The 20,673-nt window shown below is 53.8% G+C and carries 20 protein-coding genes; 11 read left to right on the top strand and 9 right to left on the bottom strand.

Features of this window, described 5'->3' with window-relative positions:
* Positions 1 to 19 precede the first annotated feature (19 nt).
* Entirely contained in the window at positions 20 to 799 is a 780-nt protein-coding gene (locus ACR0AU_RS00440; RefSeq protein WP_480795137.1) for an MOSC domain-containing protein, read from the top strand.
* A 126-nt stretch (positions 800 to 925) separates the two neighbouring features.
* Here the strand turns inward: ACR0AU_RS00440 and ACR0AU_RS00435 are convergent, their stop codons facing one another.
* The 3 genes from ACR0AU_RS00435 to ACR0AU_RS00425 form a co-directional block, all read right to left on the bottom strand.
* Complete coding sequence (locus ACR0AU_RS00435; protein ID WP_170733448.1) at positions 926 to 1,612, bottom strand: IS6 family transposase; 687 nt, start codon at positions 1,610 to 1,612, stop codon at positions 926 to 928.
* Positions 1,613 to 1,860: 248 nt separating this feature from the next.
* A complete protein-coding gene (locus tag ACR0AU_RS00430; protein ID WP_480589864.1) occupies positions 1,861 to 2,679 on the bottom strand; it encodes a phytanoyl-CoA dioxygenase family protein in 819 nt (272 codons plus the stop codon).
* The gene (locus ACR0AU_RS00425; RefSeq protein WP_480589861.1) at positions 2,672 to 3,730 is read right to left on the bottom strand and encodes an L-idonate 5-dehydrogenase; all 1,059 of its coding nucleotides are present in this window, start codon (positions 3,728 to 3,730) and stop codon (positions 2,672 to 2,674) included. The genes ACR0AU_RS00430 and ACR0AU_RS00425 overlap by 8 nt, the downstream gene beginning before the upstream one ends.
* A gap of 69 nt (positions 3,731 to 3,799) precedes the next feature.
* Here ACR0AU_RS00425 and ACR0AU_RS00420 point away from each other — a divergent pair, with 69 nt between their 5' ends.
* Positions 3,800 to 4,567, top strand: a complete 768-nt coding sequence (locus ACR0AU_RS00420; protein ID WP_480570454.1) for an SDR family oxidoreductase — start codon at positions 3,800 to 3,802, stop codon at positions 4,565 to 4,567.
* 47 nt (positions 4,568 to 4,614) lie between these two features.
* Here the strand turns inward: ACR0AU_RS00420 and ACR0AU_RS00415 are convergent, their stop codons facing one another.
* From ACR0AU_RS00415 to ACR0AU_RS00395, 5 genes are read right to left on the bottom strand one after another with little or no spacing between them, the layout of a single operon-like run.
* Positions 4,615 to 5,205, bottom strand: a complete 591-nt coding sequence (locus ACR0AU_RS00415) for a LysE family transporter (protein ID WP_170403474.1) — start codon at positions 5,203 to 5,205, stop codon at positions 4,615 to 4,617.
* A gap of 16 nt (positions 5,206 to 5,221) precedes the next feature.
* On the bottom strand, positions 5,222 to 6,145 hold the full coding sequence (locus ACR0AU_RS00410) for a 2-hydroxyacid dehydrogenase (RefSeq protein ID WP_170733450.1): 924 nt from the start codon (positions 6,143 to 6,145) through the stop codon (positions 5,222 to 5,224).
* On the bottom strand, positions 6,138 to 6,986 hold the full coding sequence (locus tag ACR0AU_RS00405; protein ID WP_170733451.1) for a fumarylacetoacetate hydrolase family protein: 849 nt from the start codon (positions 6,984 to 6,986) through the stop codon (positions 6,138 to 6,140). Before ACR0AU_RS00405 ends, ACR0AU_RS00410 begins: the two co-directional genes overlap by 8 nt.
* A gap of 11 nt (positions 6,987 to 6,997) precedes the next feature.
* Positions 6,998 to 8,794 (bottom strand): IlvD/Edd family dehydratase, encoded by a 1,797-nt coding sequence (locus ACR0AU_RS00400; RefSeq protein ID WP_480795136.1) that lies wholly within the window; start codon positions 8,792 to 8,794, stop codon positions 6,998 to 7,000.
* Positions 8,791 to 9,549: an SDR family oxidoreductase gene (locus ACR0AU_RS00395; RefSeq protein WP_170512738.1), complete on the bottom strand. Its 759-nt coding sequence runs from the start codon at positions 9,547 to 9,549 to the stop codon at positions 8,791 to 8,793. The genes ACR0AU_RS00400 and ACR0AU_RS00395 overlap by 4 nt, the downstream gene beginning before the upstream one ends.
* Before the next feature lie 190 nt (positions 9,550 to 9,739).
* Here ACR0AU_RS00395 and ACR0AU_RS00390 point away from each other — a divergent pair, with 190 nt between their 5' ends.
* Together ACR0AU_RS00390 and denD are read left to right on the top strand one after the other, a co-directional pair.
* Positions 9,740 to 10,624 (top strand): NAD(P)-dependent oxidoreductase, encoded by an 885-nt coding sequence (locus ACR0AU_RS00390; RefSeq protein ID WP_170512736.1) that lies wholly within the window; start codon positions 9,740 to 9,742, stop codon positions 10,622 to 10,624.
* A complete protein-coding gene (gene denD, locus ACR0AU_RS00385; RefSeq protein ID WP_480795135.1) occupies positions 10,621 to 11,589 on the top strand; it encodes a D-erythronate dehydrogenase in 969 nt (322 codons plus the stop codon). The genes ACR0AU_RS00390 and denD overlap by 4 nt, the downstream gene beginning before the upstream one ends.
* Here denD and ACR0AU_RS00380 read toward each other — a convergent pair.
* Positions 11,586 to 12,236 (bottom strand): GntR family transcriptional regulator, encoded by a 651-nt coding sequence (locus ACR0AU_RS00380; protein ID WP_170396177.1) that lies wholly within the window; start codon positions 12,234 to 12,236, stop codon positions 11,586 to 11,588. The two genes, denD and ACR0AU_RS00380, sit on opposite strands and share 4 nt — an antisense overlap.
* Before the next feature lie 197 nt (positions 12,237 to 12,433).
* Here ACR0AU_RS00380 and ACR0AU_RS00375 point away from each other — a divergent pair, with 197 nt between their 5' ends.
* The 7 genes from ACR0AU_RS00375 to ACR0AU_RS00345 all read left to right on the top strand — a co-directional run bounded on the left by ACR0AU_RS00375 (position 12,434) and on the right by ACR0AU_RS00345 (position 20,666).
* Positions 12,434 to 13,447, top strand: coding sequence for a TRAP transporter substrate-binding protein (locus tag ACR0AU_RS00375; protein WP_170396175.1), 1,014 nt, complete (start codon positions 12,434 to 12,436; stop codon positions 13,445 to 13,447).
* Positions 13,448 to 13,526: 79 nt separating this feature from the next.
* The gene (locus tag ACR0AU_RS00370) at positions 13,527 to 14,696 is read left to right on the top strand and encodes a mandelate racemase/muconate lactonizing enzyme family protein (protein WP_170396173.1); all 1,170 of its coding nucleotides are present in this window, start codon (positions 13,527 to 13,529) and stop codon (positions 14,694 to 14,696) included.
* A 16-nt stretch (positions 14,697 to 14,712) separates the two neighbouring features.
* Positions 14,713 to 15,555 carry a TRAP transporter small permease subunit gene (locus ACR0AU_RS00365; RefSeq protein WP_255612041.1) on the top strand — a complete coding sequence of 281 codons (843 nt, stop codon included), beginning with the start codon at positions 14,713 to 14,715 and terminating at the stop codon, positions 15,553 to 15,555.
* Positions 15,555 to 17,177, top strand: a complete 1,623-nt coding sequence (locus ACR0AU_RS00360; RefSeq protein WP_170403499.1) for a TRAP transporter large permease — start codon at positions 15,555 to 15,557, stop codon at positions 17,175 to 17,177. The genes ACR0AU_RS00365 and ACR0AU_RS00360 overlap by 1 nt, the downstream gene beginning before the upstream one ends.
* A gap of 10 nt (positions 17,178 to 17,187) precedes the next feature.
* Positions 17,188 to 18,138 (top strand): phytanoyl-CoA dioxygenase family protein, encoded by a 951-nt coding sequence (locus ACR0AU_RS00355; RefSeq protein WP_480795134.1) that lies wholly within the window; start codon positions 17,188 to 17,190, stop codon positions 18,136 to 18,138.
* A gap of 24 nt (positions 18,139 to 18,162) precedes the next feature.
* Positions 18,163 to 19,665 carry a UxaA family hydrolase gene (locus tag ACR0AU_RS00350; RefSeq protein WP_480795133.1) on the top strand — a complete coding sequence of 501 codons (1,503 nt, stop codon included), beginning with the start codon at positions 18,163 to 18,165 and terminating at the stop codon, positions 19,663 to 19,665.
* Positions 19,662 to 20,666: a Gfo/Idh/MocA family protein gene (locus tag ACR0AU_RS00345; RefSeq protein WP_480795132.1), complete on the top strand. Its 1,005-nt coding sequence runs from the start codon at positions 19,662 to 19,664 to the stop codon at positions 20,664 to 20,666. The genes ACR0AU_RS00350 and ACR0AU_RS00345 overlap by 4 nt, the downstream gene beginning before the upstream one ends.
* The last annotated feature ends 7 nt before the right edge of the window (positions 20,667 to 20,673 follow it).

Below are 20,673 nucleotides of genomic sequence, written 5' to 3'. Positions count from 1 at the left end.
ACAAGCCAGGACCCCAATTATGAGTAAACTCACCATTGTCCGGATGAACCGCTACCCAATCAAAGGTTTGAGCCCGGAACCACTAAGCACCATAAACCTGCGAGCGGGTGACGGCATTCCTGGTGACCGCCTATTCGGCTTTGCCCGCTACAACTCCGGTTTCGACCCTCGAGATCCAAAACCATTGAGAAAAGACCGCTTTGTTGTGCTTTTGAACGAAGCAAGACTGGCTGGACTGCAAACCAAATTCGACGCTCAAACTCAATTGCTGGAAATTAAGCACGGAAGGAAAACTCTCCACTTCGATATGAGTGAGCCAAACGGGCAATTGGACGCGGCGAGTTTCCTCAATAACACACTCGACTTAAGAGACCCCGAACCGCCAGTGTTTGTCTCTTCCCATCCGCATCGATTCACAGACGTTTCGGTCGTGTCGCCAAAAATGATGAACGCAATTTCCGTTCTCAACCTAACGTCTGTTGATGCACTTAGTAGAGAGCTCAATGTGGAAATACACCCGGCAAGGTTTCGTGCGAATATTGAATTGGACGGACCACCTCCATTTTCCGAGTTGGACTCTGTCGGCTCAACCTTGGCCTTTGGCGATGTGAAACTAAAGATAATTTCGCGAACAAAAAGATGTGCCGCTACCGAAGTTAACCCTCAAACAGCCGAACGAGACCTGAAAATCCCGTTCCTTATTCGGAAACACTTGGGCCACATGGATATGGGCGTGTACGCAGAGGTGCAGGAGAAGGGAACCCTAAACGTGGGCCAACATGGAAAGATAACGCAGTAGAACAAATATGAACCAATCTCAGCTAGACTCTGGACCCATTGATTTGGATGCAAGTGCTGTCAGACGAATTTTAACCAGTCTCAATTTGCCGCGGAAACCGTGAACCTATCCGGAACAAAGTTGACGCTACTCGTCAAGAGCGGCGGTTCGCGTCAGCTTGAAGGAGGCTCGGCTGGTGAGGGATCTTTCCTGATTAAAGTGGTTGTATACGGAGGAATGCTCAGAAGCGAATTTCTTTAAACTTCGAATGCGCCTTAAACCCTGCATCGCGCGCTCGCGTCGTTGATACGGCAGGTGCGAATTCTCGACGCGGTTGTTGAGCCACCTACCCGTCGGTTGTTTTTCGAGCGTGCCCAGCTCTCTGACCGCGACTCTGTATCCGGCGAAGCGATCCGTGACGACGGTTTCCGCTTTACCGCATCGCTTCATCAATTTCTTGAGGAATTTCAATGCTGCAGCTTTGTTTCGACGTTTGATGACAACTGCTTCCAGCACTTCGCCCTCATGATCTACGGCCCGCCAGAGGTAATGTTTCTTGCCATTCACCTTCACGAAAACCTCGTCCACCTGCCACTTCCATTTCGAGAATGCACGCAGTTGTTGCACCCGCTTTTGTCTGATCTCAGAGGCGAAGATCGGACCGAACCTGTTCCATCCATATCGGACAGTTTCGTGACTCACGTCGATGCCTCGCTCGTGCAACAAATCTTCGACATTCCGAAGCAAGAGCGGGAAACGGATGTACAGCATCACGGTCAGGAGGATGATCTCGGGGCTGGTTTTGAAATATTTGAAAGAGGCAGGTCTGGTCATGGGCAAAAGCTATGCAACACCCCTACCCCGCTTAAGCAAAGTTCTTCTGACAAGACCAAACAGAATGCCTTATGAGCTAGCGATGAATAGTCTAATTTCGAGCTTGCCGTAGACGACCTCTTCAGTTTTTTGCCCGATGGAAGAAAAGCTGAGCGACGATGATAACACTTGTAAGTCCACCAGTTTTCGCGCTTCAGGTCGGCTATCGGGGCGAAATAACAATGGTTCTGAACTTGCGAAGGGAACCATTACACTCCGGCGAAGAGTATTTGTTTCTTGCGGTCTGCATCCCTTTGACACAAAACGAAATCGTTCTCATGCAAAAAGCCCTGAGGGGAGGACGCAAGTAAAAAATGCCCAAAATCATCTCGCCCTGCGACAAGCGCAACCAAAGTTTTCACGCCATTCTGCTGTTTCATTGAAGGCTTTATGAAACGCAACGCCGCACCAATGCGTCTATCGTCTGTGTTATTGGGCCCTGATGCGTGAAAGAGATGCCCGTGATGCATGGATGCCTGCCCTGCACGCAATTCGGCAGCAACTGCATCTTTTTCGTTCACATCGACTGCGATTTCCTGCCCGCGTGACAAAAGATTGTTTTCGCTGAAGGTGTCCACGTGAGGCACGATACGGCTTTTGTGGCTGCCAGGAACAAACTTCATACACCCGCTTTGCTCAGACGCTTCTGAAATCGCAACCCAACAGGTAACCTCTTCAGCATCATCCAATCCCCAATAGGTCAAGTCTTGGTGCCACGAGACTATCTTCGATGATCGCGCTTCTTTTACGAAAAGTGCACCGCTCCAAACCATGAGGTCCGGCCCTAACACCGTTGAAGCAGCCTCAATCAGCTTCGGATGGCGAAGTAGTGCATCGAATGATGGTATCAGCCTGTCCGGATAAGAATATAGAAGCTTGAGTTTATCTGGGTCGTCTCTGAGAATGCGCTCAGCTTTCTCAAAATCATCGCGCAGCGTTTGGACCTCAGAAGCTGTCAGGATATCCAGCGGAGCTACGAAACCGTCTCTTTCATAAGTCTTTGCAATATCACGCGTTCGTTTATCCATTGTCATTATCCGGAAAAGTTAACTGCACCTTCATTGATTGGGTTCGATCGGACGCGACCTCGAAAGCAGTGATGGCCTCGCCAACCTCGAAGGAATGCGTCACCAACTGGTCGACGTTTATTAGTCCGCTTCGCATCATCTCGACCGCGACTGAGAACTCGGAATGGAAACGGAAAGACCCGCGAAGCACTATCTCTTTTGCAGTCAACGCCTGCATCGGCACAGTCATATCTCCGCCCAGACCAAGCTGAACCAATTTTCCACCCGGTCGCAAGCATGCGACGCCAGAAGCCAGAGCCGATTGAGCCCCGGAACACTCAAGTTGTACATCAACCTGACCCTTGTCGTTTTCAAACTGCTCCAGTTTTTGCGGATCGGTGTAGGTGTTGATGACATCGTCTGCCCCGCATTCACGCGCCAGAGCGAGGGTCTGGTCCGAGATATCCGTCGCCACTATTCTGGCCGCCCCAGAACGACGCGCCGCCAAGATCGTGAGGCAGCCGATTGGACCGCATCCCGTGATAAGTACCGTTTTACCTAAGAGGCTCCCGGCTTGTTTAATCGCGTGCAAACAGACCGCCAAAGGTTCGGCCATAGCGGCCTGCGCAGGACTTAACCCATCTGCCGGAACGCATTGACTGGCTTTCGCTACGAGTTTGCTTTGAAAAGCGCCTTGGATATGCGGGAACGGCATCGCACTGCCATAGAACTTCATATCAAGACAGTGGTTTTGCTGCCCGTTCAGACAATAAAGGCAGGATTGGCAAGGTCGGGATGGAGATACTGCAACCAGTTGACCTAAATGCAACCCCTGCACACTTGACCCAACTCTCACTATTTCCCCGGCGATTTCGTGTCCAAGCACCATCGGTTGACGCAACTTGATCGCGCCGAAACCACCGTGGTTATAATAATGCAGGTCAGAGCCGCAAATCCCTCCCGCGCGCATGGCAATCAAGACTTCGTCTGGCCCCACGTCGTGCACATCCCGGTTTTCCAACCTCAGATCTTTTGCGGCATGGATAACAACAGCAACACTGGCCGAAGACATTGCACGGACTCCCTATACAGATTGCCAAAAGATACGGATAGTCGGTGCTGACAACCAAGGGATTTTTGCATGACGCTTGAAATGTTTAGCCTAGAGGGAACACGCGCGCTCGTAACAGGCTCTAGCCAAGGCATTGGATTTGCGTTGGCTCGTGGTTTGGCTGCTGCCGGTGCGGAGGTCGTTTTGAACGGTCGCGATGCCACTAAACTAGCGGCAGCAGCATCCGAGCTGAGCGAAACAGGCGCCTCGGTACGCGAACTTTCGTTCGATGCAACCGATCATGAAGGTGTCCGATCTGCTGTGGACGACTTTGAAGAAAAAGTCGGCCCAATAGACATCCTGATAAACAACGCCGGAATGCAACACAGGACGGAGTTACAGGATTTCCCCGCTGATGCCTTCGAGCGCCTGCTACAGACAAATGTAGCGTCCGTCTTTCACGTCGGTCAGGCTGTGGCACGGCACATGATTGAAAGAAAGTCTGGTAAGATCATTAACATTGCGTCGGTTCAATCCGCATTAGCAAGACCGGGTATTGCGCCTTACACGGCGACAAAAGGCGCCGTGACCAATCTTACAAAAGGAATGGCAACTGATTGGGCTAAGTATGGTCTAAACTGCAATGCCATTGCGCCTGGATATTTCGATACACCTTTGAACGCCGCCTTGGTTGCCGACCCAGAGTTTAGCTCATGGCTTGAGAAACGTACCCCGGCCGGTCGCTGGGGCAATGTAGAAGAACTTGTCGGCGCCGCCATTTTCCTTGCTTCCCCTGCATCCAGTTTCGTCAATGGTCATACTCTCTATGTCGATGGTGGAATAACGGCGTCACTTTGATCTGCAGCTTCCAATCGCCTGCTAAGTAAGACCGACTTAGATATCGTTCATAGCGCCGACCCCAAGGCAATCACCACAACCACCATTAATGAAGCGGCCATCGCAATATTGATCCTTTGATGCGATCTCTCGCTTAAATCAAGGCTACCCAGCTTTGCGCCAGCACCCAGCCAGATCATGTGCACTGGAACCCAAATCATATTGAATACTACGATTTTTATGACGACCTCCCAAACGGGCGCATCGGGCAAAAAGGCAAACCCTGAAAACAATGCTGTGCCGACCACGTAAGCCTTGGGATTGATGAACTGAAGTGTCAGACCGTTCGCAAAACCAAGCGGCGAAACCGCAGGAGAAAATCCGACCTTTGAGCCGGCGCTGGCAATACGCCAGGCGAGAAATACCAGATACCCGACAGAGGCGAATAGCAACAAAGTTCTAAGCACCGGTACAGCCAAAGCAACCGCAGCGACTCCAGAGACAACTAACATCATGTTGATGAACCCGCCCAGCATCAGACCAGCCACAAAGGCTAGTCCAGCTCGAAAACCAAATGCTGATCCGATACCCGCAGTTGTTAGAACACCCGGTCCCGGCGTAATCAGCAGAAAGAAAACCGCGACAGCAAACTCAAACACTTTTCAGATTGGCCTATTACAGATCTCTGCATTCCGGCACAGCTGTGATCACCGATCCGTCCTTATGGTGTTGCAGCAGATTGTCGACAGTCAGGTCACCCATTGCTGCACGCGTCTCAAAAGTCGCGCTACCAGCGTGAGGGAGCAGAACGACATTGGACAACTCGCGCAATGCTTTTGGAACGCGCGGTTCGTCCTCGAAGACATCAAGCCCTGCCCACCCGAGCTCACCATTTTGCAATGCAGTAATTAAGGCAGTTTCGTCGACAACCGAACCTCGACTAACGTTTATCAGAGTGCCGCCTGCCCCCAACGCGCGCAACACCTCAGCGTTGACCAGCCTATTGGTCGACGGGCCGCCAGGCGTGATGCATATGAGAACGTTCACATGCTCTGCCATTTCAACCAAATTGTCGAAATATCGGTACGGGACATCCTTTTGATTGCGGGTGTGATATGAGATTTCGGGTGCCCACGGCTCCAACTTATCAACAATCGCCTGACCAATGCGACCAAGACCAAGAATGCCTATTTTTTGATTGTCCGCTGATCGCGTCAAAGGGGCATTACCTTCAACTTCCCATCGCCCGGACCGGACGTAATCATCGTCACGTATGAGCTCTCGATAACATGACAGCAACAGCAGAACGGCGGTGGTTGCGACTTCTTTGTTCAACACATTGGGCGTGTGCGTCACAACAATCCCACGCTCAGCCGCAGCATTAGCGTCGACGGCGTCGTAGCCGACTCCATAGACGCTGATCATCTTCAGATTACTGAGTGAAATCATTAGGTCATGCGGAACGCCATCATGCCCGTTCGTTACGATATGCGTAATACTTTCCGCGTTGAAATCGTCCAATTGATGAATATTGAACACTGAAGACAGGCGTCCTCGCATCCGTTCAGTGATCCCTCCGATTTGCAACAAGTCAGTCATCTTGGCCGACCTTTTGCCGCTGAACACCAAGCCCATCGATACGAAGCTCCATGACGTCGCCATTTTTCAGATAAACTGGTTCCGGTTTGATTCCCATTCCAACACCAGGCGGTGTTCCAGTTGAAATGACGTCACCGGGGTGCAGTGTAAAAAGTTGGCTTAGATGCTCAATGATCTCGGCAACGGAAAAGATCATCGTGGCGGTATTCCCGGTTTGCATGCGCTGACCGTTTACATCCAGAGACATACCAAGACACTGAGGATCCGGCACCTCATCCCGGGTCACTAGCCACGGGCCGGTAGGGCCAAAAGTGTCGCAGGATTTTCCTTTGGTCCATTGACCTGTCAGTTGCGTTTGAAAATGCCTTTCCGACACGTCGTTTACAATGCAATAGCCCGCAACATATTCGAGTGCGTCGGCCTTGGAAACATATTTGGCTGTCTTACCAATGACGACCCCCAGTTCGCATTCCCAGTCGGTATGTGTAGACCCCCGCGGCATAACAACATCGTCATAAGCACCAATGACAGCCGAGTTCGCCTTGAAAAAAAGTATCGGATGCTCGGGAATATCTGCGCCGGTTTCTGCAGCATGGTCCGAGTAGTTCAAACCGATGCAAAGAAATTTGCCGATGTCACCGACACACGGAGCGATACGAGGGTCACCCTTTACAATTGGCAGGTTGTTCGGATCCAATGACCGCAGGTTATCAAGCGTTCCGTCATCCAACATATCCCCCGTGATATCATTGATATGAGCGGACAGATCCCGCAATTGACCCTCAGAGTCGACCAGGGCTGGCTTTTCCGAGCCCTTGGCTCCGTAACGAACAAGTTTCATTTCTGTTCCTTTTAGTGGTTATCGCGTGGCATGAAGCCTCGCGCGATATCGCGGTAGTTTTCTGCACCCTTGAGCGTCATACCGCGATCCAACCGATCTACTTTTTCGCGGAATAATTCCTGCCACGGGGATTGGTTGGGCGGGGTTGAATAACCACCCTTTGCCTCCAGATCGCGGGCGCGTTGATGCAGTTCTTCGAGCGAAACCAGCATATCTGCTGTGCCTTTGCCAAGATCGATGCGCAGTCGGTCACCATTTCGCACCAAAGCCAATCCACCACCCTCTGCAGCTTCGGGTGAGGCATTCAGGATAGACGGACTTCCTGATGTACCGGATTGCCGTCCATCACCGATGCAAGGAAGGGCTTCGATGCCCTGTTTCAACAAATATGAGGGCGGCCGCATGTTCACGACCTCTGCAGCACCAGGGTATCCTTTTGGTCCCGCTCCGCGCATAATCAGAATACAGTTTGCGTCGATGTTTTCTGCAGGATCATCAATCCGATGGTGAAAGTCCTCAGGCCCATCAAACACAACCGCCCTGCCCTCAAATGCATCCGGATCATCCGGGTTCGACAGGTAGGTCTCTCGAAATGCCTGTGAGATCACAGACGTCTTCATAATCGCACTCTCGAACAGGTTGCCCGAGAGATTGATGAACCCCGCCTGTTGCTTAACCGGGTTACTGACGGGCTTGATTACGTCGCTATTCTGAGACCGGCGTGCCGAGCAATTGTCGCCCATTGTCTTGCCGTTCACCGTTATCGCATCGGGATGCGGCAGCAATCCAGCATCAAGAAGCTCTCCGACAACGGCGGGTACACCTCCGGCCTGTTGGTAGTCTTCGCCCAGATACTTACCCGCTGGCTGCATGTTAACCAACAGTGGAACGTCGTGGCCAAGTTTCTGCCAGTCATCGTTGGTCAACGGAACACCAAGATGCCGGGCGATTGCATTCAGGTGGATCGGCGCGTTCGTCGATCCGCCAATCGCAGAGTTGATAACAATCGCATTCTCAAAAGCCTGACGTGTCATCACATCGCTCGGGCGTAGATCCTCCCAGACCATGTCCACAATGCGTTTACCCGTTTCATAACTGATTTGACCGCGCTCTCTATACGGGGCTGGAATGGCTGCTGATCCGGGCAATTGCATACCCAAGGCCTCAGCAAGCGAATTCATGGTCGTTGCTGTTCCCATCGTATTGCAATAACCCACCGAAGGTGCTGCGGCGGCTGCGATTTCCATGAACTCATCGGTGTCAATTTCGTCAGCCGCAAGGTCTTCGCGCGCTTTCCAAATAACCGTTCCCGATCCGGCGCGTTCACCTTTCCACCAACCGTTGAGCATGGGGCCGACCGACAGGGCAATCGCTGGGATGTTGACGGTCGCAGCGGCCATAAGAAGCGCGGGCGTGGTCTTGTCGCAACCAATGTTCAGAACAACGCCATCAATCGGATACCCGAATAGACTCTCAACCAAGGACAGATAAGCCAGGTTGCGGTCGAGTGACGCCGTTGGCCGTTTACCTGTCTCTTGTATCGGGTGGACCGGTATTTCGATGCACGTTCCCCCGGCGGCGATGATTCCATCGCGAACACGTTTGGACAATTCGATATGATGCCGATTACAGGGGCTCAAATCACTGCCGGTCTGAGCAATGCCAATGATCGGTTTGCCTGATTGCAGTTCCTCACGGGTCAATCCGTAATTCAGGTATCTTTCCAGATACAATGCCGTCATCTCAAGGTTCTCAGAATTCATGAACCACCTGCGAGATCGCAAATCGTTTTTTGATACTTTTGTCATTGGCCTGACCAACCCCCGTCAATTATGTGCGTGTGTCCTGTGGTGAATGCACTTTCATCGCTCGCCAGATAGACGACCAATGCAGCAATCTCTTCTGCTTTCGCTACACGCCCCATAGGCTGACGCGCCACAAATTGTGCAAGGGCCTCTTCTCTGCTGCCCAGTTGCTCGCCCAACGCATCTACGCGGTCACGCCAACTGGGACTGTCGACTGTTCCCGGACAAATGCAATTGCACCGGATTCCTTTTGTTATGAAGTCCACGGCTACCGATTTCGTCAGCCCGACAACAGCGGCTTTTGTCGTTCCATACACAAAACGATTTGGTGCACCGATTATGGAACCCAGTGCGGAAGACATATTGATTATCGAGCCTCCGCCACGCTCTAGCATTCCCGGCAATACAGCCTTTATCGTGCGCACCATTGAGCGCACATTAAGGTCCATGGCGAAATCCCACTCTTCATCGGTTGCATCCAGAATAGTTCCGTGATGCACGAACCCTGCGCAGTTGAACAAAACGTCCGGCTTCGCTCGCGCGACCCCATGATGAATGCTGTCATTATTCGTCACGTCCATCTCGAATATTTCGAGATTTTCGAGATTCTGACCGCGAATCAAATTTAGTTGTTCAGGGTTAATATCCGTCGCATAGACCTTTGCACCCTCTCTTGCCATTGCAATTGCGCTTGCGAGTCCGATCCCCTGTGCGGCGGCTGTGACCAGGACGCTTTTTCCCTTAAGTCTTTCTGACATATAAATATTCCGACCTCAAAAGTGGCGACTGGACAAGTGTTACGTCGTCCCACAGATCAACCGAGAAGCAAAGAAACCTTGGCGGATATGCAACGACTTCTGGCATGTGGGCCCAGAGCCGTTAGCGTATGACAGAGATTTTGGTTTGGCCATAACCATGCGTGGCGCACCTTCGGAAGGACAGTAGATGATGAGCAAGCAGTTCAAAGTGGCTCTGTTGGGAACCGGCCTGATGGGAGCTCCTATGGCGCGGAATATTTTGCGCGCCGAGTTTCCGCTCACTGTATGGAACCGCAGCTTGAAAAAGGCAAAACCGTTGACAGCAGAAGGCGCGACATTGGTGGAAACTGCCCCGCTGGCGGTTTCGGGTGCAGACGTAATAATAACCATGCTCTCGGATGGATACGCGACCGGCGCGCTACTTGCTGACGAGGCTTTCCGCGAGCAACTCAAACCGGGGATGATCTGGATTGATATGTCGAGCGCCAAACCCGAACACGCAAGAGAGCAATCCGCGCAGCTTTCCTCGATGGGGGTGCTGCATCTGGACGCCCCGGTTTCCGGTGGCACCAAAGGTGCCGAAGCTGGCACCCTTGCGATCATGGTCGGTGGCGATCAGGACGTTATGGAGCGCGTGCGACCAGTTCTGACAGCAATGGGCCGGCCTGTGCATGTTGGCCCAAGTGGTTCTGGTCAATTGTGCAAATTGGCCAATCAAACAATTGTCGCTGTAACAATATCGGCAGTCGCCGAGGCGACTCTACTGGCTCAGCAAGGCGGTGCGGACCCCACCGCGTTAAGGGCCGCACTAAAGGGGGGCTTTGCGGATAGTATTATCTTGCAACAACATGGCGAACGCATGTCTGATGGAAATTTTACACCCGGGGGTTTGTCTAAGTTTCAACTAAAGGATTTGGACAACACGCTGGAGGAAGCGGGAAGCCTTGGCGTTGAGCTACCTAGCACCCGATCTGTGCGCGACCGTTTCGTATATCTGATAGACGAAATGGATGGGGCCGAACTGGATCATTCAGCTTTGTATCTAGAACTCAAAAAACGGAACGGAATGCTGTGACGCGGATCCTGATTATAGGCGGCGGAGGAATGCTGGGCCAGAAACTGGCCCATCGCGTGTCGACCCAAGAAACTTTTGGAGCGGATGCCCAAGTCTCACTGTTCGATCTCTCGTTCCCGCCCGACAGTGCGGCAGGTAATCAAATTGTGGGGAACTTGACTGCGTCAGGCATAGCTAAGTCTTTTGCTACGCAGCGGCCAGACGTCATTTTTCATCTTGCAGCTATCGTTTCAGGCCAAGCTGAAACAGACTTTGCGTTGGGTTGGGATGTAAACCTTATGGCAACGTGGGCACTGCTGAACGCACTTAAGGATGAACACGAAGCTTCAGAAAGCGAGTACACACCTCGCCTTGTTTTTGCCTCGTCCATAGCAGTTTTCGGGTCACCATTCCCCGAAAAGATAAGCGATGAATTCCTCTCGGCACCTTTGACAAGTTACGGAGCGCAGAAAGCGGCGGCTGAATTGATGATCACGGATTTCAGCAGGAAAGGATATATCGACGGTATTTCCTTGCGCTTGCCCACTTTGTGTGTGCGCCCGGGCAAAGCCAACGCTGCCGCTTCGTCCTTCTTTTCGGGTATAATCCGAGAGCCATTGAATGGGGGTGAGGCTATCTTGCCAGTTGCCGAAACTGTTCGTCACTGGCACGCCAGCCCCCGCGCCGCTGCGACTTTTTTGACCCACGCAGCAACAATGGACACGCAGCTTTTGAATGACAGACGCGCATTGAACATGCCTGGCGTAAGTTGCACCGTCGCCGAACAAATCGAAGCTCTGCGCAACGTGGCCGGCCAAGAAGCGGTTGGCCTAATCAGGCAAGAACCCGACGAGACAATCGAACGAATAGTCAAGAATTGGCCGCGAGACTTTCAAACAGATCGCGCTCTGGAGTTGGGGTTCGAGGCGGAATCAAGCTTCGACGAAATCATTCAGGTGTATTTGGAAGACGATTTTCGGCTTTAGTCGCCCATCGTCTTTCCAGTTAGGTGGCGTTCCAGGTGGTCGTGAATTTTCTCTCGTGTTAACTGCTCATCCCCTGACAATGCTGCTTCAAGTATATCGGCATGGTGTCTTATGTTCTGAGAAATGAATTCAAAGTTCCGGTCTGCCACCATCAACTGCTGTCTGAATTGCGCGTAAACTCGGCTATGCATTTGTTTTAAAGTTTCCGAGCCACAGGCAGAAATAAGTGTTTGGTGAAACTCCTTTTCCGAGGCAAACCATATCTCGATAAGGCCGCTCGGGTCGTCTGTGGCGTGAATGCGTTTTTCGATATGGCTGAGTTTGTGATGTGCGGCCGTCAATCTTGCTTCCCAATCCACCCCGCCATTACGGATCGACATCGCGGTGCCTTCGGCCTCCAACAGAACACGGACGTGCGTCAATTCGATAAGCTTCTGCGGCGAACGCATTGGCACGCGGAAACCTTTTTGTTCCTGAAAGTCCACCAAACCAACAGCGGCCAAACGAAAAAGGACTTCACGAACGGCGCTCGCAGAACAGCCATACACTTTACGAAGTTCTTCAGCCCGCACCTTCGCTCCATGCTCGAATCCATTAGAGATCAGGCGCATCTTAAGATCTTGATAAATATCTATTTCGTCGTTCATTCCAGTACGCACCTTCAAGTTTTGTCCAAGTAGCGTCCTAACCTTATTTTCGAATTATCGCAAGAATCTCGAAATTTTTAGAAATTTCAATTTTTTCTTGTTGCATTCGATTCGTCGGCTTAACGTTTACCTGCGCGACAGCAAAGGAGGCGGCAAGATCTTCCACACCGCGCACGCTCAACGTCTGGGAGGACAATATGAAAATAGTCAAGACAGCGGCCCTGGCGGCCGTAGCCACGACAATGGCAGCCGGTTTCGCGATGGCTGAAACAACGAAGCTTAGAATTCAAACCCATTTTTCGCCCGAAACTCTGTCAGGCCAGATGGCTGCAAAATTCGTTGAAGACATTCAGGAAATGTCGAACGGCGAAATCGAAGTTGAAATGTTCTATTCCTCTTCGGTGGTCAAATCAGTTGAAACCTTCGATGCCGCAGCTACCGGAATTCTGGATTGCGACATGACGGGCGGCGGCTATCAGACCGGTAAAAACCCGGCCTTCCAGTTTGCGGGCGACCTGCTCGGCGGATATCAGAACCCATATCAGCAAATGGCTTGGCTTCTTCATGGCGGCGGAAGAGAAGCTGTAAATGATCTATACAACGGCTACGACATGGAATTCATCGGATGGTGGATTCCCGGGCCAGAGTCGCTGTCTTCGACCAAGCCGATTGCAAAAGTGGAAGACTTCAAGGATTGGAAGTTCCGCTCGCCTCCAGGCCTTGCAACCAAGGTGTTCGCGGAACTTGGTGCTTCTCCGATCGTGATGGACTTCAACGAAATCTTCACGGCTTTGGAAACCGGTATCATTGATGGTGCGGATGCTGCGAACCTGACGAACAACGTGGGCCTCGGTCTGTACGAGATCGCAGGCCACACAAACTATCCCGGTTTCCACTCGATGCCTGCAGATCACCTAGCTTGTCGCAAAGACGTCTGGGAAGCGATGCCCGCGCATCACAAGAAGATCATGGAAGTCGCAATGGATAGCCTGGCATTGCACAATGCCACAATCAATGAGGTGCAGAACGCTCAGACTGCAAAAGACCTGAAGGCAAAAGGCGTTCAGTTGTACGAATGGTCGCCTGAAGACCTGGCAGCGTATCGCGCGGCCGTTCAGGTCGGTTGGACTGAGTTCGCAACGACACCTGAAGCACAGGCACTTTTGGAAAGCCACATCAACTTCCTGCGTGACCTGGGCGCAATGCAATAATCAGGCTTCGATCGAACTACGACACACGGAAAGGCCGCACTTGCGGCCTCTCCGGATCGGCGCCGGGATCCAGAACTTCATGAAAATCACCAGAATAATAAGTCATGTACTGCAGTACGACATGCCGGAAGTTCTGGGCTACTCGCAACAGTATTATGACAAGCGTACAACCCATCTGGTCGAGATTCAGACAGATGAAGGGGTAACCGGTTGGGGGGAGTGCTTTGGTCCCGGAAACGTAGCCATTGCGAACAAATCCATCGTGGAAAAGGTAATCCAACCAATGGTCCTTGGCATGGACCCTTTGGACAAAGACGTGATCTGGCACAAGGTGTACAATCTTTTGCGAGACCATGGCCAAAGCGGAATGCCAATACAGGCTTTGTCCGGGGTGGACATCGCACTTTGGGACATCACCGGCAAAATCTCTGGCCTCCCCCTCCATAAGCTTGTCGGCGGGGCTCATCGCGCAAGCGTTCCTTGCTACGGCTACGGCATGATGCTCCGGGATGAACCGATTTCTAGTCTTGCAAGCCGTTTTGAGGATGAAGCCGCTAAGATCAAGTCAATGGGATTTACCGCCACCAAAATGAAAACGGGCTTTGGCCCGAAGCCTGATGTGAAACTGTGCGAAGCAGTTAGACGCGGAGTTGGTGACGACTTTCCTTTTATGGTCGATGCAAACCATGCCTATACGACTTCAGACGCGTTCTTTGTCGGTCGGGCGCTGGAAGAACTGGACGCATATTGGTTCGAAGAACCGGTCGCGCCAGAAGACATTGACGGATACCGCGAACTGCGCACTTCGCTTAAAGTAAACATCTCGGGCGGAGAGGCGGTATTCAATCGCTGGGCATGGCGCAATCTTCTTGAAAACCGTGGCATCGATATCGCGCAGCCAGAGGTTTGTGCTTTGGGCGGTGTTTCAGAGTATCTCAGGGTACTGTCTCTATGCCACGCACATTTCACTCCGGTCGTAAATCACGTCTGGGGTAGCGCCATCGCCGTCGCAACTAATCTGCATTTACTAGCGGCCATGCCCGCAATTCCAGGCGGCTTGCATCCATGGGAGCCGATGCTGGAGTTCGACACAACGGACAACAAGTTTCGGGACGATCTGCTGACCGAACCGCTGGAAATTCAAAATCAGGTCAAGGCCAACAACGGCCGTGTCACGATCCCGACTGGCCCCGGATTGGGTGTCGAGCCGGACCGAGACTTTATCGATCACTACAGGATCGAAGGATAGGGACGAGGGTTACGCGATGCACAAGAACTCAGGCGGACTAATTGAATGGCTCATACCGTTGGCCTTCGTCGCAACAGCCAGCTGGCTTGTTTGGCATCTTCCCGCATTCCTATTGGACTGGCTGCCTTACACCTCTGAATCCCTCAAAAGTCAGGTAACTGAAATATATCTGCGCAGCGACGTTACGCCCGAATTGTCTGGCGTATTCGGGGGGTATGTCGACATCATCGACATGGCCGCGCTCGTCCTTCTACCGTTTCTTGCAGTGATTGGTACCAAGACCGTGCGCCCGGCGACGATGGAGTTCGAAGGCTCGACGGTTATGGACCGTTTCGCCCTGTTCATAGGTCGAGTGACGATGATGATGATCGCAATCATGACTGTCGTCATGCTCTACGAAGTCTTCATGCGTTATATCCTGGAGAAGCCGACCGAGTGGGCGAACGAAATGACACTCTGGTTCGCCAGCTTTGTGTTTTTAATGTCTGGCTACTACGCCATGCAGCAACGCAGTCACATTCGAATATTCCTGATGTACGACGCAGTTCCACGTTGGCTTCAGCGCGTTTTTGATACGGTTTCGACTATACTGATCGTGCTATTTGCCTTCTTTCTTGTCTACGGCAGCTACAAACAGGTGTTCGTCAATAAGCTCTACAAATGGGAGCTTTATGGCTCTGCCTTCAATCCTCCGATCCCGGCGACGTTGCAGCCGATGGTGCTGATAGTGATTACGCTCGTCGCAATGCAAGCAATTTTAAACTTGGTCGCGGATTGGAACAAAGAACCGGAAATCCACACAGATGAACCGGACGAAGACGAAATTGAAATGATCAAACGGGCGGTGGGACAAGACTGATGGACATTGGAACAATCTCACTCATCCTGATGGTCGCCCTGATTGTGCTTCTGGCGATCGGGATGCCCTTGGGTCTGGCCTCGGCTTCGCTTGCGGTTCTGGTTCTTGTGCTCAAGTTCGAACCGACACTGCTTTTAAACCCGTTTTCATTCGGCGACGGGATTCTCACCGGTCGGCCAGGGACTGGGCCGCTCTATATCCTGGCGCAGAAGATATACGGGCTCTTAACGGACTACGTGCTCATATCCGTGCCATTGTTTATCTTCATGGCGTCGCTGCTAGAGCGGTCCGGGATCGCGCGCGACATGTATTCGTCGCTGAATGTCTGGCTGTCCAGAACACGCGGCGGCATCGCGATCGTGACTTCGATCATGGCGGTGATCATGGCAGCCATGTCCGGCATCATCGGCGGTGAGGTTGTCCTGCTGGGCCTTATCGCCCTGCCCCAGATGCTGCGCCTGGGCTACGATCAGAATCTCGCGATCGGCGTCATCTGCGCCTCTGGGTCGCTGGGCACCATGATCCCTCCCTCGATCGTTCTGATCATCTATGGGCTGATCACCGAAACCTCGATCAAGTCGCTGTTCACCGCGTCTTTCATTCCCGGCTTCATGCTGGCCTCGATGATCATCCTGTACATCATCATCCGCACGCGGTTGAATCCTCATCACGCTCCGCTGCCGGAACCGGACCCGAACGACCCCGAACCAGCCGAGAAACGCAAACTGTTTGGTGCCTTCATGAGCATCGTTGTCGCCGGATTTTCCACCGTTCTGTTTATCCGGGCCGCGTTTTTCGAGCTCTCAGGCTCGAACGCTGCCAGCCAGGGTGAGCCCGCGAGGCTGGGAACGGCTGACTACCTGCCCTGGTTTGCCGGCATCACGATCGTCGCCCTTCTGCTGATTTTCTTCGTCTTTGGCAGACAACGCGCAAAAATCGGTTGGGAAATGGGCAAGGGTCTCGTCGCGCCGCTGGTCGTAATCGGCGTCGTGCTCGGTTCGATCTATGGCGGGATCACAGGGATCACTGAGGCTGCAGGCATGGGCGCCTTCGCCGTTCTGATCATCGCCATCCTGCGGGGCGAAGGATCGTTCGAGCTGGTTTGGGACAGCTTGATGCGGACGTTAAAATCCACAGGCACCATCATCTGGGTTACGATCGGGGCCGCCGCGCTGGCGGGTGCCTACACCATTGCTGGCGGGCCCCAATACGTGGCCGACCTGATCGTCGGCCAGGAGCTGCCGACCATGTTGGTCATTCTGGTAATGATGCTAATCTTGCTGTTCATGGGCGCATTCATGGATTGGGTCGGCATCGTACTGTTGATCATTCCGGTCTTTCTCCCGATCGTCCTGCGCCTTCCTATCGAGGAAATCGGAGTCTTTGGCCAGTTGGAGCCGAGTCATGTCGCCATCTGGTTCGGCGTCGTGTTCTGTATGAACATGCAGGTCAGCTTCCTCTCGCCCCCTTTCGGCCCGGCCGCGTTCTACCTGAAGTCGGTGGCCCCGCCACATATTAGCCTGACGGATATCTTCCGCGGCTTCCTGCCATTCATCGGGATCCAGTTGCTGGCGCTTTCCGTTCTTCTGATTTGGCCGGGCATCATCGCGCTGCTGTTGTGAGGTTGCACCCATGCTGACACAGGATCAGATTGGCAAGTTCCAGACCGATGGATACCTTGTGGTTGAGGATGTAATTCCCCGCGATGTCCTGGGTCGGGTGCAAGCGGAATACTCGGATGTCCTGAACCGGCTCTATGACTGTTGGTACAAAAAAGGACTGGTCAAGGATGAGCCGTCCGGAATGACCTTCTGGGACAAACTTCTGTCCGCCTATCAGGCCGGATGCGACTATTTCCAGCCGCTGGACATCTCGCTGCCCGGCGATCGGATCATGGCGGACACACCGTTCCATATTGGGCCCGCAGTGTTCGACTTGCTGACGGCCCGTCCCATGCTTGACATCGTCGAGCAGCTGATCGGGCCAGAGTTGGTGAGCAATCCAATCCAGCACGTTCGGCTGAAGCCCCCTGCCCTGAAGCTGTCCAAGGACGAGGTGCGCGCGCACATCACCGCAACGGACTGGCATCAGGACCGAGCGGTTGCGCTGGAGGATGCTGATCAGACCGACATGGTCACGGTGTGGATTGCCGTCAACGATGCAACCGTCGAAAACGGCTGCCTGCAAGTGCTGCCGAAGGCACAGGACCAAACCATCCTGCCGCATTGTGCCCGGACGCAGACAGGCATTGCTGACGGGTTCATTGATGAAGGCCGCGCCGTACCACTTCCTGTCAAGGCCGGCGGGATCATCCTGTTTCACCCTTTGACGCCACACGCTTCGCTGATCAATAAAACGGACCGGTTCCGCTGGTCGTTCGACATCCGCTTTAGCGCGGCAGGCCAGCCGACCGGTCGAGATCATTTCCCCAGCTTCATCGCGAGGTCCAGATCGCGCCCCGAAACCGAGCTGCGAGATTGGCGCGTCTGCAAGTCCAATTGGGAGGCGGCACGAGCAAGACTGTCCGGTAAGCCGCATATAGATATTCACCGGTGGACATCGGACTCACCGTTCTGCGCCTAGCTGCTGCCGCCAAGAAAGCTGATTATGACTTTTGTACGTTTAGATCGAACGGATAGCGTGGTGGTTGCAACTCGGCACCTGGAGGCCGGCAGTATGGTCGAGGATGTCACGACCAATGCGCGCATCCCCTCGGGGCACAAGGTCGCCACGCGGAATCTTGCGCTCGGCGATCCGGTCAGAAAATACGCCCAGATCATCGGTTACGCCACCCAACCGATCGAACCCGGTGACCATGTGCACACCCACAATGTCGAGTTCCGGAACACCAGTGTGGACTACGAGTTTGCGACGGATCACAGGCCCACCAAACCTGCCACCTCGGTCGATACATTCATGGGCTACCACCGGGACAGCGGTCGGGTCGGCACGCGCAATTACATCGCGGTTCTGACCACAGTGAACTGTTCGGCAACTGCGGCCCGCATGATCGCCAATCACTTCACGCCGGACAAGCTGGCCGAGTTTCCGAACATCGACGGCGTGGTGGCCTTTGTCCATGGAACGGGCTGCGGAATGGCCGATTCCGGCGACGGTTTCGAAGCCCTTCAACGGGTCATGTGGGGGTTTGCAAAACACCCCAACCACGCTGCCGTTCTGATGGTCGGTCTGGGCTGCGAGATGAACCAGATCGACTGGCTGCTGGACGCGTATGGGCTGAAGCAAAGTCCCACCTTCCAAACGATGAACATCCAGAACGTCGCCGGATTGCGCCGGACCGTGGAATTGGGCATCAGCAAGATCAATCAGATGCTGCCCATTGCCAATGAGGCAAGGCGCAGCGAAGCCCCGGCGTCCGAACTGATGGTTGCGCTGCAATGCGGTGGTTCGGACGCTTGGTCCGGTGTGACTGCGAACCCGGCGCTCGGACATGCCTGCGACCTGTTGGTTGCGCAAGGCGGCACAGGTGTCCTTGCGGAAACTCCCGAAATCTACGGAGCCGAACACCTTTTGACCCGCCGCGCCCTTAGTCGCACAACTGGGGAAAAACTGATCGGACTGATCGATTGGTGGCAGGACTATACCGCTCGCAATCACGGTTCGATGGACAACAACCCAAGCCCCGGCAACAAGCAAGGGGGTCTGACGACCATCCTAGAGAAGTCGCTGGGGGCAGCGGCGAAGGGCGGCACCACCCCTTTGACCGGTGTATTCAAATACGCCGAACCCATCACCGCCAAAGGCTTCACCTTCATGGACAGCCCCGGATATGACCCGGCCTCGGTGACCGGGCAGATCGCGGCTGGGTGCAACCTTGTGTGCTTCACCACGGGACGCGGCTCTGCATTTGGGTCCAAACCGGCACCCACGCTGAAAATCGCTACCAACTCTGAATTGGCAGCACGCATGCCCGAAGACATGGACGTGGATGCGGGCGACATTCTGACCAAAGGCGCCAGCGTCGAGGAAAAAGGACAGGAAATATACCGACGGCTGCTCCAAGTCGCCTCTGGCGCGCGGACCAAGTCCGAGGCGCAGGGCTTGGGTGACTACGAATTTGTTCCCTGGCAAATCGGAGCGGTGATGTGAAACGGATCCTTGTAGCCGGCGGCGGATTAATCGGTATCCGCCACGTCCGCGCCGTGATTGAGCATCCCGGTTGCCAGTTGGTCGGGTTGGCCGATCCAGATGGCTCGATCCAGATCGACGCGCCGCGTTTTACTAGTATGGACGAGGTGCAGGACCCGGTAGATGGCGTCATTATCGCGACGCCAACCCGACTGCATGCCGAACATGGCATTCTGGCCGCATCTCGCGGTTGGCACATGCTGATCGAAAAGCCGGTTGCCGCGTCGGTCGGTGATGCACTGCGCCTGAAGACGGCCGTTCGCCAGGCCGATGTCCGCAGTCTTGTAGGCCACCATCGGCGGTATCATACAATCTTGCAACACCTGAAGGAGGTGATCGCGCAAGGTACGATCGGACAAGTCATCAATGTCTCGTTGCTGTGGGCCATGCGCAAACCCGACAGCTATTTTGAACAGAACTGGCGGACTTCCGATGGCAGCCCAGTCATGATCAATCTGGTGCATGATATCGATGTCCTGCGCTTTGTGATCGGAGAAATCTCGGATGTCGTCGCCCTGCCCGGAGCGCCCATCCGCGGGTCGGATAGGATCGAAAGCGGGGCTGTCGCGATCGCATTCGAAAACGGCGCGACGGGCACTATCAGCTTTGCCGATACCGCACCCAGCCCCTGGGGGTTTGAGGCCGGAACCGGCGAAAACCCGAACATCGGCACGACCCATCAGGACATGATCTGGATCACGGGAACCAGTGGCGCTGTGAGTTTTCCCTCCATGACCCTGTGGCGCGGACAGGATTGGGGCACTGCGGCCCAAAAAGACCAACTTACACGACCGGAACAACAACGCGCACCGCTAGAGGTGCAGCTGGATCACTTCCTTGACGTGATCGATGGCGCTCCTCCACTGATTGACGTCGAGGATGCAGCCCGAACGCTCGAGGTCACATCACGGATTGAACAGGGGCTAAAGGCGCGAACGACTCGAGCGCGGGCGCCGGCCTGATGGACAT

The sequence above is a fragment of the Ruegeria sp. CG1 genome, from assembly GCF_056537265.1.
Note: the sequence above shows the minus strand (reverse complement) of the source record. Positions and strands in the feature narration are given on the sequence as shown.

Bases quoted from the DNA above. Each gene is read 5' to 3' on its own strand.
- ACR0AU_RS00440 (WP_480795137.1), top strand. From the start codon at position 20: ATGAGTAAACTCACCATTGTCCGGATGAACCGCTACCCAATCAAAGGT.
- ACR0AU_RS00435 (WP_170733448.1), bottom strand. From the start codon at position 1,612: ATGACCAGACCTGCCTCTTTCAAATATTTCAAAACCAGCCCCGAGATC.
- ACR0AU_RS00430 (WP_480589864.1), bottom strand. From the start codon at position 2,679: ATGGATAAACGAACGCGTGATATTGCAAAGACTTATGAAAGAGACGGT.
- ACR0AU_RS00425 (WP_480589861.1), bottom strand. From the start codon at position 3,730: ATGTCTTCGGCCAGTGTTGCTGTTGTTATCCATGCCGCAAAAGATCTG.
- ACR0AU_RS00420 (WP_480570454.1), top strand. From the start codon at position 3,800: ATGACGCTTGAAATGTTTAGCCTAGAGGGAACACGCGCGCTCGTAACA.
- ACR0AU_RS00410 (WP_170733450.1), bottom strand. From the start codon at position 6,145: ATGACTGACTTGTTGCAAATCGGAGGGATCACTGAACGGATGCGAGGA.
- ACR0AU_RS00405 (WP_170733451.1), bottom strand. From the start codon at position 6,986: ATGAAACTTGTTCGTTACGGAGCCAAGGGCTCGGAAAAGCCAGCCCTG.
- ACR0AU_RS00400 (WP_480795136.1), bottom strand. From the start codon at position 8,794: ATGACAAAAGTATCAAAAAACGATTTGCGATCTCGCAGGTGGTTCATG.
- ACR0AU_RS00395 (WP_170512738.1), bottom strand. From the start codon at position 9,549: ATGTCAGAAAGACTTAAGGGAAAAAGCGTCCTGGTCACAGCCGCCGCA.
- ACR0AU_RS00390 (WP_170512736.1), top strand. From the start codon at position 9,740: ATGAGCAAGCAGTTCAAAGTGGCTCTGTTGGGAACCGGCCTGATGGGA.
- ACR0AU_RS00380 (WP_170396177.1), bottom strand. From the start codon at position 12,236: ATGAACGACGAAATAGATATTTATCAAGATCTTAAGATGCGCCTGATC.
- ACR0AU_RS00375 (WP_170396175.1), top strand. From the start codon at position 12,434: ATGAAAATAGTCAAGACAGCGGCCCTGGCGGCCGTAGCCACGACAATG.
- ACR0AU_RS00370 (WP_170396173.1), top strand. From the start codon at position 13,527: ATGAAAATCACCAGAATAATAAGTCATGTACTGCAGTACGACATGCCG.
- ACR0AU_RS00365 (WP_255612041.1), top strand. From the start codon at position 14,713: ATGCACAAGAACTCAGGCGGACTAATTGAATGGCTCATACCGTTGGCC.
- ACR0AU_RS00360 (WP_170403499.1), top strand. From the start codon at position 15,555: ATGGACATTGGAACAATCTCACTCATCCTGATGGTCGCCCTGATTGTG.
- ACR0AU_RS00355 (WP_480795134.1), top strand. From the start codon at position 17,188: ATGCTGACACAGGATCAGATTGGCAAGTTCCAGACCGATGGATACCTT.
- ACR0AU_RS00350 (WP_480795133.1), top strand. From the start codon at position 18,163: ATGACTTTTGTACGTTTAGATCGAACGGATAGCGTGGTGGTTGCAACT.